This is a genomic window from uncultured Bacteroides sp. (assembly GCF_905207245.1).
Taxonomy (GTDB): Bacteria; Bacteroidota; Bacteroidia; order Bacteroidales; family Bacteroidaceae; genus Bacteroides.
In genome coordinates this window covers 1-17,552 of sequence record NZ_CAJLKP010000031.1, presented here as the reverse complement: position 1 = coordinate 17,552, position 17,552 = coordinate 1, and the positions used below count along the sequence as shown (strand labels likewise).

Genomic DNA, 17,552 nt, shown 5'->3' with positions numbered 1-17,552 from the left:
TTGTGATTAAGTTTTTAGACTTACAAAAGATTACTCAGAAGTACTCTGGAGAGATACGCGAAGCTGTTAATCGCGTAGTAGATAGCGGTTGGTACCTTCAAGGAAAAGAAAACGAGAAGTTTGAAGCGGACTACTCTCGGTATATTGGAACAAAATATACTGTGGGTTGTGCTAACGGTCTTGATGCGTTGATTTGGATTTTCCGTGCCTATGTAGAAATGGGGGTGATGCAACCTGGTGACGAGGTGATTGTACCTGCAAATACGTACATCGCTTCTATCCTTGCCATTAGTGAAAATAGCTTGAAACCTGTGTTGGTGGAGCCGAGTATCGAGACATATCAGATTGATGACTCGAAGATTGAAGCTGCTATCACAGAACGCACCAAAGCTATTTTGATTGTACACCTCTATGGTCAATGTGCTTACACTGAAAGGATTGGCGAAATCTGTAGGAAGCATAATCTTAAATTGGTGGAGGACAATGCACAGGCACATGGCTGTAAGTTCAACGGTAAGAAAACAGGCTCGCTTGGCGATGCGGCAGGTCATAGCTTCTATCCGGGCAAAAATTTGGGTGCGTTTGGCGATGCCGGAGCGGTGACTACCGACGATGAAGAACTGGCTCGTGTGGTTCGTGCCGTGGCCAATTACGGTTCCACCAAGAAGTATGTATTCAAGTACATTGGTCGTAACAGCCGTTTGGACGAGATTCAGGCTGCTGTGCTTGATGTGAAGCTGCACCATTTAGACAAGGATGTGACACTCCGTAAAGAAGTTGCTCGCTATTACATCGACCATATCATCAACCCTGCCATCATCACTCCTATAGTGAAAGATTGGGATGCCCACGTATTTCATATCTTTACCATTCGTACCAAGAAGCGTGACGAACTTCAGAAGTATTTCGCGGAGAATGGTGTGCAGACCATCATCCACTACCCGATACCTCCTCACCAGCAGGAGTGCTACAAGGAGTGGAACAATCGGAGTTTCCCCATTACAGAGCAGATTCACAACGAAGAGCTGAGCTTGCCCATAAGTCCGGTGATGACGGAAGAGGAAGTTAAAACGGTTGTTAACATAATTAATAGATACTAAATGTCTTCTGATCAACAAAAGAGGCAGAACAATTTTAAGGCTAGTCTTAAAGGGACATCCCTATTGGGTGGCGTACAAGTATTTCAAATATTAATAGCTATTATTAGATCCAAAGTTTTAGCTGTTTTTTTAGGCCCTACTGGGGTTGGTGTCTTAGGAATGTTAAATTCGTCACTTGACGTCGTTTATAGTATTTCTAACTTGGGGCTTGCTACGAGTGCGATTAGAGATATTTCAGAGGCGAATCAGGAAGAGAATAGAATAAGGTTATCAAAGATAAGTAAGATATTTAAAAATATAGTTTGGGGAACTGGTATTTTCGGTTGCTTACTTTGTTTAGTATTGTCTCCTTATTGGAGTGTTCTCTCTTTTGGCAATCATGATTATACTATTACTTTTGCTTTACTGTCAGTAACAGTTTTTTTTAGATTACTATCTGAAGGTCAGAACGCACTATTGCAGGGAACACAAAACTTACGCCTTATGGCAAAGTCTAATGTATTAGGGAATGCATTAGGACTTTTATCTTCTTTACCTTGTTATTATTTTTGGGGGGTAGCAGGGATTGGACCATCGATATTTTTAATGTATCTAATTAATCTGATATTATCCTGGTACTACTCTAATAAGATAAAGTTAGAGAAAGCCGCAGTTACGATAGAGGAGACTTTTTCCGAAGGTTATGTAATGCTAAAACTTGGTTTTTTTATTTCTTTAAGTGCATTATTGACAACAGGGACTACATATATTATCCGGATTTTTATTGGTAAAGATGGAGGTTTGGAAGATGTAGGTTTATATACAGCAGGTTTTGCTATAATAAATACATACGTAGGAATGATATTTTCGGCTATGAGCAAAGAGTATTTCCCGCGATTGTCTTCAGTTGCTAAAGATTCAGAAGCCTTTTCTGTTGCCATAAATCAGCAAATGCAAATGAGTATAATATTGATTGCGCCATTCATATCAGTATTTATGATTTTTTGTAAGATTGGTATAGGAATATTATATTCAAACGAGTTTTTGGGAATTGATTTGATGCTTTGTTTTGCCATATTAGCTATACTCTTTAAGGCCCCAAGTTGGTGTTGCTCTTATGCTATTATTGCAAAAAGAGACTCTAAAGTGTTCTTTTGGGGTGAATTTGTATCTCTTTGTGTAATGTTGGTTGCAAACCTTACTTTGTATCATTTTTTGGGGTTAGTAGGATTAGGCGTTGCGTATATCATAATTTATATTTATTATATGATCCAAGAGTGGGCAATTTGCAAAAAACGCTACAGAGTTAAAATTTCCAGTGATGTAATAAAGATATATATACCTCATTTTTTACTATGCCTGTCTTGCTTTATAATTAGCCTATCTTTTTCAGACATTTATAGATACTTAGTAGGTATAATACCCATTTTTTTTTCATTCTTACTTTCATTTAAACAATTAAATGAGAAGATAAATATCATAGGAATACTCAAATCAAAATTAAAATGATATATCAAGATATTTGTAAATTGATGCCAAATCCTATAGCATCGGCTTTTATATTTACTTATAATCAGGAACATCTTATTGATAAAACAATAGAAGGCATGTTGAATCAAAAATGTGATTTCGCATATGAAATAATTATATGTGATGATTATAGTAAAGATTCAACTGTACAAAAATGCCTTAGTTATCAAGAAAAGCATCCTGATTTGATAAGAGTGGTGCAAAATGGTAAAAATTTAGGTGCTAGAACTAATTTCTTTACCAATATACTAACCTTTTCAAGAGGAAAATATATAGCCATTTGTGCAGGTGATGATTGGTGGGTCGATCCTCAAAAATTACAAAAGCAAGTACACTATTTACAATCTCAACCAGAATATGGTCTTGTACATACGCATGCTTCTGTGTATGTAGATAAAGATAAGAAATACTCAAACCGTATTCTTGGTTCAGACAATAACACATTTCGGGAAAATCTCTTTAATAATCACGTCGCAGCTCTTACCATGTGTTTCTCTATGAAATCATTTAGAGAATATGTTGATGAAGTTGATCCAATCAATTTGCCTTATTCTGAGGATTATCCTTTAGTTCTATGGTATTCATACAGGAGTAAAATTGGCTTTATTCCTGAAGTGACCTGTGTATATAGATTGTTAACTCACAGTTTATCACATTCAACCAATATAGAGAAGATATATAAAGGTCCTCTTGATTTTTTTAATTGTGGAATGCATTTTATTAAACTGTTTAAGATTGATGACGATGAATTAATAAACAGAATGTTTTTGCGTTTATATATTGGAAGAATGAGATACGCTCATCTGTTGAATGATCAATCTAATATAAGCAAAGGTGAAAGTTTATTCAGAAGCAATAAATACTATAGCTTTTTGATAATATCAAAACTTTACAATATTGCGGGTGAAAATAAGTTAGCTAATTCAATAGTCTTTTACTTAGAAAGGGTGATTAGGAAGTTTCATCCAGCTCGTCAATTATTTTTATAATCTTATTCGTCCTATTTGCAAGACAGAATACTTTTGTAACGAATAATTGTAGCGCTTTTTAGCTTGGCTGGTTTTTGTATTTGGTATATCTATAGGCGTGTCAGCTATTATATTAATGAATAATTTATTTAAGGCGCTTAACTTGTATTCTTTTCAATGTTAAGATATGCGGGTCTAAATGTTGTTATTTCCTTAATAACACATTGGATAGTTAGAAATATATTACTTGAATTTCTTTTTTCTTCTGGTAATAAGTGGCTTTTTATATTTTTTGTAGCGCAATGATTATAACACTGCCCATATTGAGTTGGCCTTTCAATCAAGGAAAATTAAAATATTTAATTGGCAAATAATTGTAAATCATAAAATTATGTCGGAATTTGAGGACAAAACATTATTAATTACCGGAGGTACTGGTTCTTTCGGCAATGCGGTTTTAAGAAGATTTATTAATGAGGATTTTAAGGAAATCCGCATTTTTAGCCGTGATGAAAAAAAACAAGACCAAATGCGACATATGTTGCAGGATAGCAAGGTTAATTTTATCATAGGTGATGTACGTGATTTCGAAAGTATAAATAACGCCATGGCTGGTGTGGACTATGTATTCAGTGCTGCAGCTTTAAAACAAGTGCCTAGCTGCGAATTTTATCCGATGCAAGCAGTTCGTACCAATATTTTGGGTTCTGAAAATGTACTTGAAGCTGCTGTTAGAAACAAAGTAAAAAGAGTTGTAGTACTTTCAACAGACAAGGCTGCATATCCCATTAATACAATGGGTATGACAAAGGCTCTTATGGAGAAGTTGGCAATTTCTAAGGCTAGAGATCCACGAGCAATTAAAAATGGAACTGTGATTTGTGCTACTCGCTATGGTAATGTGATGGCATCACGTGGTTCAATTATCCCTTTGTTTGTTCATCAGATTAAGAATAAATTGCCAATGACAGTAACTGTTCCTGAAATGACACGCTTTATGATGTCACTTGATGAAGCTGTAGACTTGGTTCTCTTTGCATTTAGAAACGCAAATCCTGGAGATTTGTTTGTCCAAAAAGCCCCAGCTGCTACTGTTGAGACTTTGGCTCAAGCTGTGAAACAACTTTTCCATGCAGACAATGAGGTTAAAGTTATTGGTGCACGTCATGGTGAAAAGATGTTTGAAACACTCTGTACAAGTGAAGAAATGGCAAAGGCCATAGATCTGGGTAACTTTTTCAGAGTTCCAGCAGACCTTCGTGATTTGAACTATTCTAAATACGTCGATACATTTGGACATAGAGTTGATGTAGAACAGTATAACTCTGATAATACACAGCTTTTGAATATTGAGCAAATGAAAGAAAAACTTTTGAAGCTTGACTATATGCAGGAAGAATTAAGAAACTTTTTTGAGGAAAAATAAAATGATACCATTAGTTAAACCTTATATTGCACCGACTTCTGAAATGATGCCTGCTATAGAGGAAATACTTTATAGTGGATATATTGCAACGGGCCAAGCTGTATCTGATTTTGAAAATAAATTTCGATCATATATAGGAAATCCTCTCACTTTATCACTTCATTCTGGAACGGATGCTTTACACATAGCTTTGATTTTAGCAGGTATAAATCCTGAAGATGAGGTGATTAGTACACCAATGACAGCTGAACCCACTAACACTAGTATCGCAATGGTTAGGGGTAGAATTGTATGGGGAGATGTAAATCCAAACAATGGATTGCTTGATCCTCAATGCGTTCGCTCTCTCATAACGGAGAGAACGAAAGCAATTGTGTTGGTACATTACGCTGGAATGGTTTGTGACATGGATGAGTTTAATAAGATCTCTGAAGAGTATAATATTCCTATCATTGAGGATGCAGCCCATGCACTGGGAAGTAAGTACAACGGCCAAATGGTTGGATGTAACTCTTCTTACACAATATTCTCTCTTCAAGCGATTAAACATTTGACTACAGTAGATGGTGGCTTTTTATCATTGAAGAACGAGAATGAAATGAATCGGGCATTGAAACTTCGTTGGTTTGGACTTGATAAAACTCATTCTCGATTAGAAAATGATATAACTGAAGTTGGATATAAGTATGCAATGAATAACGTCAACGCAACAATTGGACTTATTCAAATGAATCATATTAACGAGGTTGTTGGCAAATATATTGCTAATGGGCAATTTTATGATGATGCTTTAGCAGATATAAGCGGAGTAACTCTTGTAGACTACTCTCCCAATACGGTCCCCTCTTATTGGCTTTATACCATGAAGGTGGAATGTCGAGAAGATTTTATAAGGATGATGGAGTCTGCAGGTGTAATGGCATCGCCCCTCCATCATCGTAGTGATACTCATAGCATCTTTAAAGAGTCACGCAAGGAGTTACCAAATATGGACAAATGGTATAATAGCTTCGTTCATATACCTTGTGGCTGGTGGGTGACTGCCGAAAATCGTGAGAGAATCGTAGAACTGATCAAAAAAGGCTGGTAAACCATGAAATATAGAAGTGTGACAATATCAGAACTATCTGATATTTTGGGGATTTGTCCAGTTTATGGAACTAGAAACACTAATTTTGAAGATTTAGACCATCTTGTTATACATGGATTAAATCTGTGTAATCATACTACGGTTTTTAATTCAATTTTATCGTATGTGACAAACGATAAGTTTTTAGATACAATAAAAAATAATCCATCAGTTACAGCTCTTATTTTATCGCAACAAGTATATCATAACATTGCTGGTTATTTAAATCCCGATATGGTTTATTTTATATCAGATACACCAGAAAGGGTCTTTTATGATTTACATAATTCGCTATGGTACGATTATGATTTTTACGACCATTACACAACTGATCCTATAATTGGCGTTGATTGCAACATCCATAAATCTGCAGTTATAGAAAATGGTGTCATTATCAAAGATAGAGTAACTGTTGGACCTAATAGTGTAATTCGCTCAGGAACTATCATAGAATCGGATTCCTATATAGGTTGCTGTAGTGTTATCGGAAGTGAAGGTTTTCAAGCTATACGTGGTTATCATAAAAGTATTAAGCATGTAGGTGGTACTCATATTGGAGCAAATGTATGGATAGGTGACAATACCACTATCGGAAATGAAGCCTTTGAAGGATATTCAGAAGTAGGAGAGAATACCAAAATAAATAATCATGTGCATATAGCGCATTGTTGTAAAATAGGTAAAAACTGTGTCATTACAGCGTCCGTACTAATGATGGGGTCGACAAAACTCGGGGATAATGTGTGGTTAGCTCCCAATTCGGTTCTTATGAATAAGGTTTTAGTAGAGCAAGATGCATTTGTTGGAACAATGTCTTTGGTTACAAAAGATGTTCCTGAAGGTATAACTGTAGTTGGCATTCCTGCAAAATCATGGGTAAAAAAATAGAATTGTATGAATCCACTTTTTAAACCATATATGCCAAAATATTTGCCCGAGATTGAAACTATCCTTCAATCGGGACAGTTGACATATGGTAAATGGGGAAGAGATTTTGAGAGATTGTTACGCAAGTATATTGGGGTAGAAAATGTGATGACGACTTGTAATTTCTCTACAGCTATTCAGATTGCGTTGACTGCTCTTGACCTTGAACCAGGAAATGAGGTCATTGCATCACCAATGAGTTGTTTGAATTCAACGATGCCCTTATGTACTTTTGGTTTGAAAGTAATCTGGGCAGATATAGATCCTGCCACTGGAACGTTAAGTCCCCAAAGTGTAGAAGAACATATTTCTGATAAGACTAAGTTGATTTTCCACAATCATTATTGTGGCTATATAGGATATGTAGATGAGATAAATCATATTGGGAAAAAGTATGGAATTCCGGTAATTGATGATTGCGCAGAGGCTTTTGGAAGTAAATATAAAAATAATATGGTAGGAAATCTTGGAACAGATGTTTCAATCTTTTCTTTCCAAACTGTTAGACTTCCCAATACTATAGACGGAGGCACCGTTATTTTCAAAGACGAAACGTTGTACGAAAAGGCTTTGCTCATTCGTGACCAAGGGATACGTCGTAATATATTCAGAGATACAGATGGAGAAATCTCAAAAGACTGCGATATTTCTATGCGTGGATTTGCAGGAACAATGAACGAACTGAATAGTTATATTGGTTGTGAGTCAATGAAAGTAATTGAAGATTTACTTTCAATTCAGAAAGTAAATGCTATAAAATGGCAGGAGAACGATATTCAGTGTCCTTTTCTTCGTAAAGATATTGAACCTAATTTTTGGGTTTATGGAATACTATCCAATAATAAAATAGAAACGCTTCGTCAATTTAAAACTAACGGACAAAGCTGCTCTGGAGTGCATCTTCCAAATAATTATTATTCTGTATTTGGAAATCAAGATCTTCTGCCTGGGGTGACAGATTTTTATAATAAATTTTTAGCAATTCCCTGCGGATGGTGGATGTAGAGTAACAAAGTAAGTTTAGAAAAATTATATGGAATTATTATCAATCGTTATTCCTACAAGAAATAGAGAGAAATATTGCATATCTGCTATAAAGCAAATATTAGAATATGAGTCAGAATCTTTTGAGATAGTTATTCGCGATAATTCGGATTCGGACGAAATTGAAAATTATGTGTCAGCTATAAATGACAGTAGGGTGGTATACATACATATTAAGGAACGCATTAATTCTGTAATTAATATGGATAGTGCCATGAGGATGGCCTCTGGTGAATATATTTGCATGATAGGAGATGATGATACAATTCTACCGTCAATTTTTGATGTAGCTAAATGGGCTAAACTTAATGGTTTCGATAATGTTACTCCGTTAAATATGATTACTTATTTTTGGCCTGACGGAAAAGAACAAAGTGGAACTATTTCGTGGAATGTATATAATGACTCGAGGATTCAAATCAAAAACTGTGAAACTCAATTAAATAAATTTGTTCGAGATGGCTGTATTCGTTATAATGAATATCTTCCGAGAGTTTATCATGGGCTTATTAAGCGCATTGCATTAGAAAAAGTGATGAGTAAAACAAATCACATAATTGGCGGATTATCTCCAGATATATATATGGCAATTACTGTAGCTTGTGTTTGTGAATCATTTGTAGTTATAGAAAAACCCTTTACAATCGCAGGAGCCTGTCCAAGTAGTTATACTTCGCGGGATAATACAGGAAGGAATAGTTTTAGCATAGACGAAAATCCACAATTGTATAAGCGCGGACCATATACTTGGGATAATAGAATTCCAAGGGTAAAAACATCTCAGACAATTTGGGCAGAAACAGCTATTAAGGCGCTTGAAGAGATTCATAGGGCCGATTTGATAACACATTTCAATCAAGGTTGTTTATTTGCTGAAATGCTTAGATATAATGCAAAACATAAACATATCCTTTACCCTGCCATTAAAAAAACAAAATTGGTTACTTCAAAACTCACAGTTATATTGGGTTATGTAGGTTATTATGTTACCAAATCTTTTAATAAAATTTTTAGGTCAAAAGTTCAGAAAGTAAATATCTGCAACATACAAGATATGGATGTAGCTATACATATTTACAATGAGTATTAAATGAAGAAGTGGATAAATAAAATAATTTTCTATTCTTTACTGTTTGTTTATGTATACAGTATCGTATTTGATTTCTTTCCTTTAAGTACCAAAATTATATTAGAAGTTTTTGGCTTGTTATTATGCATAAAGTATCTTGCATCAAATAGATGGAAATTAAAAAGCGAATATAAGCTCATATTAAGTTATATATTATTGCTAGCTATTTGGGATATTGTGATAAGCTTATTAAATGGGCAGAGAGAATTTCACATAATTAAGTCCATGTTTGCTGTAGTTTTTAGTATATTCGGAAGCGAATTACTTTATAAATACTACAAAAGAACATTTTCTACTAGTGACAAGTTTTATTATACTTTAGTAATTGTAATATTTATAGAAAGCTCACTAGCCATACTAATGAAAATATTTCCTGAGCTATATAATTTTATTGATTCTATTATTGTTTTTGATTTAGGAGATGAGTCGAGAGATGATATTTTTGAAGTTGCAAGATTGAGTGGAATTGGTAACGCAATGTACTTTGGTGTATTGCCATCGTGTTGTTTAGGCGTTATGTCTTCGGTGTATGTTATGTCTCAAACCAAAAGCTGTTTGGGACGATTTTACATAATGATAATGTGGATAGTAATATCTATGGCTTCGTTTATGACAGCAAGGACTTCAATTTTACTTGTTGGAATTTCGGTGTTATATTTTGTATACTGTCAAAAAGAAGCTGGGCTTAAAAGGTCTATCTCAATATTTTTCTTATTTATAACATTAATCTTTATTGCATATTCAGTTACTATGAATAATGTAGACCAAGAATTACAAAAATGGGCTTTTAGTTTTTTGATAGATCGTGACTCTGATGATGGATCTGCTGAAACAGTAATGCATTGGTGGTTGAATACGGATGTATCGCCTGGTACTCTTTTTTGGGGTGACGCTCAATACATAGATCCTAAAGGCGGATTTTACAGACATGTTGATGTCGGAGTATTTCGCGAGATTTTTTATGGGGGATTACCTTTCTTACTGATGAATCTATATATTCATTGGCGCGTTTTAAGAATGTGTTTAAGATATAATAATGATAAATTTTACAAGTTATTTCTTGCTTCCATTATGATTGGTTATATTGGTATTCTAGCTAAAGGTGATGCCTCTATGCTTACTTTCTTTATTCTTTTCTTGGTGTTTCAAACTCAAGGAGTATTTGAACTACGCTTAAATATAAATCAGTAAATTAGTTAATGATGAATAGTATAGATTTGATAATCAAATCATATGATTTTTTGCATAATCGGAAATGGATATCTCCTTATTTTTTTACCCCATTTCGAAGAATAGTGCGTTATATTGCCAATAGAAAACTACCACATTTATTAATGAAGGATAACAATTCCGTCAATAAATCAACTTCGAATATAATAGTATCCCTTACTTCTTTTCCAGCGCGTATCAATAACGTTCATTTAGTTATTCGTTGTCTTTTTAGACAAACTATCCTACCTCAAAAAATAATATTGTGGCTTTCAGAAGAACAGTTCGAAGGAGTTACCATCCCATTTAGTTTAGAAACCTTGAAAAATGATATATTTGAAATTAGGTTTGTCGAAGGAGATATTAGATCTCATAAAAAATACGCTTATGTCTTGAATGAATACACAAGTAATCGAGTCTTAATAGTTGACGACGACATATATTATCCTAGCGACATGATAGAAAAAATGGAAGAAATGGCCAATAAGTATCCTGAAGACATCATTTGTCGTTATGGTAGTCTCATGCATTATGATGGTAATAAACCAAAACCGTATAACTCATGGTGGTGGGAAATTTCAGATGAATGCCACGATTCTAATTTTTTTTTTGGTTCTGGAGGAGGACTGCTCTTAAAAAAAAGCATGCTGTATCAAGATGCTCTTAACATTGAGGTAGCTCTACAATTGACACCACTTGCTGATGATATATGGTTAAATGCTATGGTAAATTTGCAGGGAACTAAAAAACATAAAACTAAATGTGGGCTTTTGTTGCCAATTGAAGAGCAACAGCAGACTACACTAACACAAGAGAATGTTGGAAATAATATGAATGACATTCAATTTGATAATATCATAAATTATTATAAGTCTGTTATTCTAATTAATCCCTTTCGTGAATTTTAACTGACTATGTTGTAAAAGTGTCAATCGTAAAAACATATATATTATTTGTTATATTCTCGAATACTTCCTAATAGAGTAGATATTACTGTTACTCATGTTATATTATTATGATTTAGCTAAGCCTTAGGGGCTATAGGACTTAACAACTTAACTTTTATTTTGTGTTTTTGCATATTTATTTCTAAATAGTCTATTTAATCTTAATTTAATGAAGTGCTTGATTAATGAAAATTTCTGTCATTATACCAACTTATAAACCTGGTGATTATATCAAAGAGTGTTTAGCTTCTTTGGTTAATCAAACTCTTTGTAAAGACATTTTTGAAATTGTTATCATATTAAATGGTTGTAATGAACCTTTTTATTCTATGATATCAAATTATATAAAGAATTATATGTCAGAATATACTGTAAAGTTGATGCAAATAAATAAAGGAGGGGTTAGCAATGCACGTAATATTGGTATAGACAATTCTATAGGTGAATTTTTATGTTTTATAGATGATGATGATGTTGTTTCCCCTAATTATTTAGAAGAATTGCTTGATATTAGCAGTAATTTTTGTATTGGCTGTTCTAACTCTTACAGTTTTATAGATGATATACAAATTAAAAATGAAAATTTTCTTTCAAAAAAGTATTTGAAATGTGTAAACAAACATTACTCTATGTATAGATTTAGAGGGTATCTCTCTCCTCCCTTTGCTAAGTTAATACATAGAGATATTATTGGTCATGTTAGATTCGACACACATTTATCATTTAGTGAAGATTCGGTTTTTTGTTTTCAAATTGCTCCTCGAATACGACGAATGACCGTAACATCTATTAATTGTATATATTATATAAGGGATAGAAAAGGTTCAGTTACTAGAAATGGCATATCTATTTCTAAATATTTGCCGCAATTCTTTAGAATCTTTGGTAGTTATATAGAACTATACATAAAGAAACCGATGGACTACGAATTGCTGTTTTTTGCATCTCGACTATTTGCTGTATTAAGACATTTATGGTGGGTGTTTATTAAGAAATAGTTTTAATCAATTTAATCATAATGAGAACTGCTCTAATCACTGGTGTCACTGGACAAGACGGCTCATTCTTAGCCGAATACCTCTTAAATAAAGGTTATGAAGTACACGGCACTATCCGCCGTTCATCTATAGATTTTCGCGAGCGCATCGCTCACCTCGAAGGTACTCCCAATTTCCACCTGCACTATGCGGACTTGGGTGATTCGATGAGTATCATTCAGGTGCTGAATAAGGTGCGTCCGACTGAAATCTATAATCTTGCTGCACAGAGTCATGTGCAGGTGTCGTTCGACTCTCCCGAGTTCACTACCGATGTGGATGCTACGGGTGTGCTTCGCATTCTTGAAGGAGTGCGTCAATGCGGACTGGCTCAGACCTGCCACATCTATCAGGCTTCGACTTCGGATTGTGGCATTAGCATAGACTCTTCGACAGAAGAGGCAATACGCGATTCGCTCAGCCAGCTGACAATAGAGCAACTTGACAATATTTCTAGAAAGGAATATGAAATAGGGCACGAAGAGGTTTTTGATAGTATGGATAATCTTTCAACATTACTTGAGGAGATATGCAAGAAAAGAAAGAATTGAATTGGGTAAATATGGCCAAAGCGATAAGTATTATCACTGTGCTGTTTGTGCATACAGAAAACTATTACGGTCTGAAACTCGGCGAAATCAATCAATTCTTGTGCGGATTCTATGTAAATGCTTTCTTCTTGATTAGCGGGTATTTACTTTTCCGCAAGCAACTTAATAAACCTGCCATTGAAGCAGGTTCGGCTCAATATATAATAGGAGATGGCAAAAAGCTGATATTTAATATTTTATACAGGATGTATATCCCCATGATAATATTCTCAGCAATTGAGTTTTTACCGAAGATTATGATAACTCACAGGGTGTTTGAATTTAATGCACTCTTAATTGAGACAGTAGGAGCAGGCACCTATTGGTTTACATCTGCTCTTCTAATTGCTGAGGTGATTATTGCCTTGCTTTTGGTAACTAGAAGGCCAAATATTGGGTTTTACGTCGTAGTTCTAGGAATAATATCTTCTATAGGCATGTATCTTTATGACATAGAAATTTTCCACCTACATCGCGAACCATTTTTTGTTAGCAGGGGAATACTGGCCTGCTTCTTCTTGGGATTAGGAGCCTTATATTGGAAATATGAGACATGGTTTGATAGAGTTATCAACAAATACACCATCCTGCTTCTTATAGCACTCTATTTGTATATAGCTTATTTCTGTCCAGTTGCTCCAAGATTTTTGGTCTCAATGGGTGATATGGATGTATTAGGCTACTTTTTCGGATTCCTTGGGTCTGTTATATTAATCTGGTTTTGTAAACAGTTGCCACAGATAAAAACTCTCACATTTGTTGGTCGAAATAGTATCTGTTTCTATTTCATGAGTGGTGCATTGCCAATCATATTATCTGCTTTTGTGAAAATAATTTATCCAGAGGCGTCTCTTGGGGGGGGTATTTTTAGTATTTGGCCTTACATTAATTGGGGCGTATATAGCAAGCTTGGTTATTGTGAAATATCTGCCATGGATGCTTGATATTAGGAAATTAAAAAAATGATGAAAAAAAATGTTCTTGTGAATCAAACATCTGGTTTCCTTGTGGTGGATGACTTGAATGCATATTGCACGAAATATGACAGTGTAAGTGTGTTTGCAGTGCAGTAGGCTTCACCCAAGGGGGAAGACCTGTTAATCCGAAGATTAATATTGATAAAATATGTAAATACAATAGGTCAAGTAGCGCAAAGTGAATGGCAACTTGGCTGTTGGCATCCACACAGGTATTCTTCAAGTTACTCTTCAAGTATAGAGATTGTGAAGTAGTCTATTATATCAATCCGCCAATGGCTTGCTTCTCAGCCTTACTCTTGAATAACAAGTTTCGTATTGTGGAGTATGACATCTATCCTGATGCTCTTAAGGCAATTGGTATAAGTGAAAAAAAATATGGGTAATGCTGAAAAAAACGTCTCTATAAAAAGGCAGAGAAGATATACACTTTGAGCGAAGGGATGAAGGAGGTTTTGGCAACCTATGGTTCAGCAGAAAAAATAAAAAGTCCTTTGTTTTTAAGGGGTTAAAAGCAGCTGAGTGCTCACTTTATATCAAGAAATACTTAAAATATAGCTACAGAATATATGTTGCAAATTAGAAATACTTTAAATAATAAAGACTAATGAGAAAAAAAGCATTAATAACTGGCATCACTGGTCAAGATGGGTCTTTCCTTGCTGAGTTTTTAATTGATAAAGGTTATGAAGTTCATGGGATTCTTCGCCGTTCTTCCTCTTTTAATACAGGTCGTATTGAGCATCTTTATTTGGATGAATGGGTGCGTGACATGAAGAAAGATCGTCTGATAAATCTACATTATGGGGATATGACGGACAGTAGTTCGTTAATTCGTATTATTCAGCAGGTGAAACCCGATGAAATCTATAATCTTGCTGCGCAAAGTCATGTAAAAGTATCTTTTGATGTTCCTGAATATACGGCTGAAGCTGATGCTATAGGAACACTTCGTATGCTTGAAGCTGTCCGTATTCTTGGTTTGGAGAAAAAAACGCGAATTTACCAAGCTTCTACTTCTGAACTTTTTGGTAAAGTTCAAGAGGTCCCTCAGAAAGAAACTACTCCTTTCTATCCTCGTAGTCCTTATGGGGTAGCCAAACAATATGGTTTCTGGATTACAAAGAATTATCGGGAAAGTTATGATATGTTTGCCGTGAACGGCATTCTTTTTAATCATGAGAGTGAACGACGTGGTGAAACATTTGTTACAAGAAAAATTACTTTAGCTGCTGCTCGTATTGCTCAAGGTTTTCAAGATAAATTATATTTGGGTAATCTTGATGCTCGCCGTGATTGGGGATATGCGAAAGATTATGTAGAGTGTATGTGGCTCATCCTTCAACACGACACACCGGAAGACTTTGTAATAGCTACTGGTGAGATGCATACTGTTCGTGAGTTTGCTGTTTTAGCTTTTCGAGAGGTTGGCATTGAACTTTGTTGGGAAGGTGAAGGAATTCATGAAAAGGGAATTGATGTAAAAAGTGGTAACGTTATTGTTGAGATAGATCCTAAATATTTCCGTCCTTGTGAGGTAGAACAATTGTTAGGTGATCCAACTAAAGCAAAAACTTTACTCGGCTGGAATCCGACAAAAACTAGTTTTCCTGAGTTAGTGAGAATCATGTTAGCCCATGACATGAGTTTTGTGAAGAAGTTGTATCGGAAAAGTTACATTAAATAAAATTGATTGATTTGTACTGCTGTATGGTATTGACAAAGCTAGGCGTTGATTTAAGATGAAAATGAATATAAATAAAGTGGTTATAATAAATCAGTCAACAGGTTATTTGACTGTTGATATTGTTAATGCATACTGTAAGGTTTATAAAGATGTTACACTCATAACAGGAAGGGTGGAGGAGTATGAACGAAAATTGTCTCCTAATGTCAAAACATATAAGATAATATCTTATAATAAATCGTCTATTTTTAAAAGAGTTCTTACTTGGACTATTGGTTTTGTACAAATATTCTTTATTTTATTATTTAAGTTTTCAAACGTGTTGATTGTTTATGTCACTAATCCGCCTATTACCTATTTTGCATCTTTGTTATTGAATAATCAATATATAATTATTGTATATGATATTTATCCAGATGCACTTAGAAATATGAAGATATCATCTAATACTTTAATTTATAAATTTTGGGCGAAAATTAATGTAAGGTTATATAAAAATGCTATACGGATTTTTACTTTGAGTGGTGGAATGAAAGAGTTACTAAAACAATATGTAGATGAATCTTTGGTTCGAGTAATACCAAATTGGAGTTCTACAAATTCTCTGGCTCCAATTCTTAAAAAAGATAATCCTTTTATACAAGAGCATGGATTACAAGGGAAATTTGTAATTATGTATTCTGGTAATATCGGTTATACACATAATGTAGAGATTATATTGGAATTAGCTCGTAAATTTAAGGAGACTAAGGAAATTTATTTTATGATTATAGGTAATGGCGGAAAGAAATCTCAATTAATGGATTTGGCAAACCAATATAATCTAAGTAATTGCACGTTTTTAGATTGGCAACCAGCAAATAAAATGAAGTACTCACTGTGTGTGGCTGATTTGTCTGTTGTGACATTGACGGATGATACAGCATTTGTTAGTGTACCTAGTAAGACTTACAATATTCTATCTGTTGGTTCACCCTTGTTGTGTATTGCTCCCAAGAAGTCAGAAATAGGTTTATTGGTGGAGAAAGAACATTGTGGGCAATGTTTTGAGAAAGACGAGGTTGAACGGATGATTTGTTATATTAATCGGTTAGTAGAAGATAAAGAATATAAGGCTTGTTTGGCGAGAAATGCACTAAATGCAGCTTCTCATTATACTTATGAAAATGCAAATCAATATGTGGTTTGGTGATATTTAAATTAATTGGGTTTTGTATTCATGTATGTACATTTTGTAAAGCGGTTGATTGATTTTATCATAGTCTTTTGTGTATTAATGGTTATCTGGCCGATATTGTTAGTAATCTCTATCTGGCTATATTTTGCCAATAAAGGTGCTGGCATTTTTTTTACTCAGGAACGTCCGGGTAAGTGTGGCAAGATTTTCAGGGTCATCAAATTCAAAACGATGACTGACGAACGCAATGAAGATGGAATTCTATTACCGGATGAGAAACGTTTGACTAAACTAGGAAAGTTCATCCGTTCTACTTCTATTGATGAATTACCACAGTTGATTAATGTATTGAAAGGAGATATGTCCTTAATAGGACCGCGTCCTTTACTACCTCAATATCTTCCTCTTTATTCTGAAGAGCAGGCTCGCCGTCATGAAGTCCGTCCGGGTATAACTGGTTGGGCTCAAGTGAATGGTCGTAATGCAATTAGTTGGACAAAGAAGTTTGAACTGGATGTATGGTATGTCGATCATTGCTCTTTTCTACTTGATATGGAAATATTATTTATGACAATAAAGAAGGTGTTTATAAGGGAAGGTATCAGTTCTGATACCTCGGTAACTATGGAGGTTTTTACCGAAAATAATTAAAAAATTAGCTAAGGATACAAGAATATTATTTAAAATACAAGAACT

Annotated in this window: 16 protein-coding genes and 1 pseudogene; all 17 read left to right on the top strand. The window is 34.5% G+C overall.

Annotated elements, in window-relative coordinates:
• Positions 1–2 precede the first annotated feature (2 nt).
• The 17 genes and pseudogenes from QZ135_RS11025 to QZ135_RS10945 all read left to right on the top strand — a co-directional run bounded on the left by QZ135_RS11025 (position 3) and on the right by QZ135_RS10945 (position 17,507).
• The gene (locus tag QZ135_RS11025) at positions 3–1,100 is read left to right on the top strand and encodes a DegT/DnrJ/EryC1/StrS family aminotransferase (protein ID WP_294608933.1); all 1,098 of its coding nucleotides are present in this window, start codon (positions 3–5) and stop codon (positions 1,098–1,100) included.
• Entirely contained in the window at positions 1,101–2,588 is a 1,488-nt protein-coding gene (locus QZ135_RS11020) for an oligosaccharide flippase family protein (protein ID WP_294608931.1), read from the top strand.
• Entirely contained in the window at positions 2,585–3,598 is a 1,014-nt protein-coding gene (locus QZ135_RS11015; RefSeq protein ID WP_294608929.1) for a glycosyltransferase, read from the top strand. The genes QZ135_RS11020 and QZ135_RS11015 overlap by 4 nt, the downstream gene beginning before the upstream one ends.
• Positions 3,599–3,968: 370 nt before the next feature.
• The gene (locus QZ135_RS11010; RefSeq protein ID WP_294608927.1) at positions 3,969–5,003 is read left to right on the top strand and encodes a polysaccharide biosynthesis protein; all 1,035 of its coding nucleotides are present in this window, start codon (positions 3,969–3,971) and stop codon (positions 5,001–5,003) included.
• A 1-nt stretch (position 5,004) separates the two neighbouring features.
• On the top strand, positions 5,005–6,093 hold the full coding sequence (locus tag QZ135_RS11005; protein ID WP_294608925.1) for a DegT/DnrJ/EryC1/StrS family aminotransferase: 1,089 nt from the start codon (positions 5,005–5,007) through the stop codon (positions 6,091–6,093).
• 3 nt (positions 6,094–6,096) lie between these two features.
• Entirely contained in the window at positions 6,097–7,020 is a 924-nt protein-coding gene (locus QZ135_RS11000; RefSeq protein ID WP_294608923.1) for a DapH/DapD/GlmU-related protein, read from the top strand.
• A 6-nt stretch (positions 7,021–7,026) separates the two neighbouring features.
• Positions 7,027–8,064, top strand: coding sequence for an aminotransferase class V-fold PLP-dependent enzyme (locus QZ135_RS10995; RefSeq protein WP_294608921.1), 1,038 nt, complete (start codon positions 7,027–7,029; stop codon positions 8,062–8,064).
• A 28-nt stretch (positions 8,065–8,092) separates the two neighbouring features.
• Positions 8,093–9,193 (top strand): glycosyltransferase, encoded by a 1,101-nt coding sequence (locus QZ135_RS10990; protein ID WP_294608919.1) that lies wholly within the window; start codon positions 8,093–8,095, stop codon positions 9,191–9,193.
• Positions 9,194–10,423 carry a hypothetical protein gene (locus QZ135_RS10985; RefSeq protein ID WP_294608917.1) on the top strand — a complete coding sequence of 410 codons (1,230 nt, stop codon included), beginning with the start codon at positions 9,194–9,196 and terminating at the stop codon, positions 10,421–10,423.
• An 8-nt stretch (positions 10,424–10,431) separates the two neighbouring features.
• On the top strand, positions 10,432–11,349 hold the full coding sequence (locus QZ135_RS10980) for a hypothetical protein (protein WP_294608915.1): 918 nt from the start codon (positions 10,432–10,434) through the stop codon (positions 11,347–11,349).
• A 224-nt stretch (positions 11,350–11,573) separates the two neighbouring features.
• Positions 11,574–12,386 carry a glycosyltransferase family A protein gene (locus QZ135_RS10975; RefSeq protein WP_294608913.1) on the top strand — a complete coding sequence of 271 codons (813 nt, stop codon included), beginning with the start codon at positions 11,574–11,576 and terminating at the stop codon, positions 12,384–12,386.
• 20 nt (positions 12,387–12,406) lie between these two features.
• Positions 12,407–12,793, top strand: a pseudogene (locus QZ135_RS10970) (GDP-mannose 4,6-dehydratase); the annotation flags it as partial.
• Positions 12,794–12,954: 161 nt separating this feature from the next.
• Positions 12,955–13,959: an acyltransferase family protein gene (locus QZ135_RS10965; RefSeq protein WP_294608911.1), complete on the top strand. Its 1,005-nt coding sequence runs from the start codon at positions 12,955–12,957 to the stop codon at positions 13,957–13,959.
• A gap of 215 nt (positions 13,960–14,174) precedes the next feature.
• Entirely contained in the window at positions 14,175–14,378 is a 204-nt protein-coding gene (locus QZ135_RS10960) for a hypothetical protein (protein WP_294608908.1), read from the top strand.
• Positions 14,379–14,599: 221 nt separating this feature from the next.
• Complete coding sequence (gmd, locus tag QZ135_RS10955; protein ID WP_294608906.1) at positions 14,600–15,679, top strand: GDP-mannose 4,6-dehydratase; 1,080 nt, start codon at positions 14,600–14,602, stop codon at positions 15,677–15,679.
• 55 nt (positions 15,680–15,734) lie between these two features.
• Entirely contained in the window at positions 15,735–16,871 is a 1,137-nt protein-coding gene (locus QZ135_RS10950; protein WP_294608904.1) for a glycosyltransferase family 4 protein, read from the top strand.
• Positions 16,872–16,898: 27 nt separating this feature from the next.
• On the top strand, positions 16,899–17,507 hold the full coding sequence (locus QZ135_RS10945) for a sugar transferase (RefSeq protein ID WP_294609005.1): 609 nt from the start codon (positions 16,899–16,901) through the stop codon (positions 17,505–17,507).
• Positions 17,508–17,552: the final 45 nt, after the last annotated feature.

Bases quoted from the DNA above. Each gene is read 5' to 3' on its own strand.
- QZ135_RS11020 (WP_294608931.1), top strand. From the start codon at position 1,101: ATGTCTTCTGATCAACAAAAGAGGCAGAACAATTTTAAGGCTAGTCTT.
- QZ135_RS11015 (WP_294608929.1), top strand. From the start codon at position 2,585: ATGATATATCAAGATATTTGTAAATTGATGCCAAATCCTATAGCATCG.
- QZ135_RS11010 (WP_294608927.1), top strand. From the start codon at position 3,969: ATGTCGGAATTTGAGGACAAAACATTATTAATTACCGGAGGTACTGGT.
- QZ135_RS11005 (WP_294608925.1), top strand. From the start codon at position 5,005: ATGATACCATTAGTTAAACCTTATATTGCACCGACTTCTGAAATGATG.
- QZ135_RS11000 (WP_294608923.1), top strand. From the start codon at position 6,097: ATGAAATATAGAAGTGTGACAATATCAGAACTATCTGATATTTTGGGG.
- QZ135_RS10995 (WP_294608921.1), top strand. From the start codon at position 7,027: ATGAATCCACTTTTTAAACCATATATGCCAAAATATTTGCCCGAGATT.
- QZ135_RS10990 (WP_294608919.1), top strand. From the start codon at position 8,093: ATGGAATTATTATCAATCGTTATTCCTACAAGAAATAGAGAGAAATAT.
- QZ135_RS10985 (WP_294608917.1), top strand. From the start codon at position 9,194: ATGAAGAAGTGGATAAATAAAATAATTTTCTATTCTTTACTGTTTGTT.
- QZ135_RS10980 (WP_294608915.1), top strand. From the start codon at position 10,432: ATGATGAATAGTATAGATTTGATAATCAAATCATATGATTTTTTGCAT.
- QZ135_RS10975 (WP_294608913.1), top strand. From the start codon at position 11,574: ATGAAAATTTCTGTCATTATACCAACTTATAAACCTGGTGATTATATC.
- QZ135_RS10965 (WP_294608911.1), top strand. From the start codon at position 12,955: ATGCAAGAAAAGAAAGAATTGAATTGGGTAAATATGGCCAAAGCGATA.
- QZ135_RS10960 (WP_294608908.1), top strand. From the start codon at position 14,175: ATGGCAACTTGGCTGTTGGCATCCACACAGGTATTCTTCAAGTTACTC.
- gmd (WP_294608906.1), top strand. From the start codon at position 14,600: ATGAGAAAAAAAGCATTAATAACTGGCATCACTGGTCAAGATGGGTCT.
- QZ135_RS10950 (WP_294608904.1), top strand. From the start codon at position 15,735: ATGAAAATGAATATAAATAAAGTGGTTATAATAAATCAGTCAACAGGT.
- QZ135_RS10945 (WP_294609005.1), top strand. From the start codon at position 16,899: ATGTATGTACATTTTGTAAAGCGGTTGATTGATTTTATCATAGTCTTT.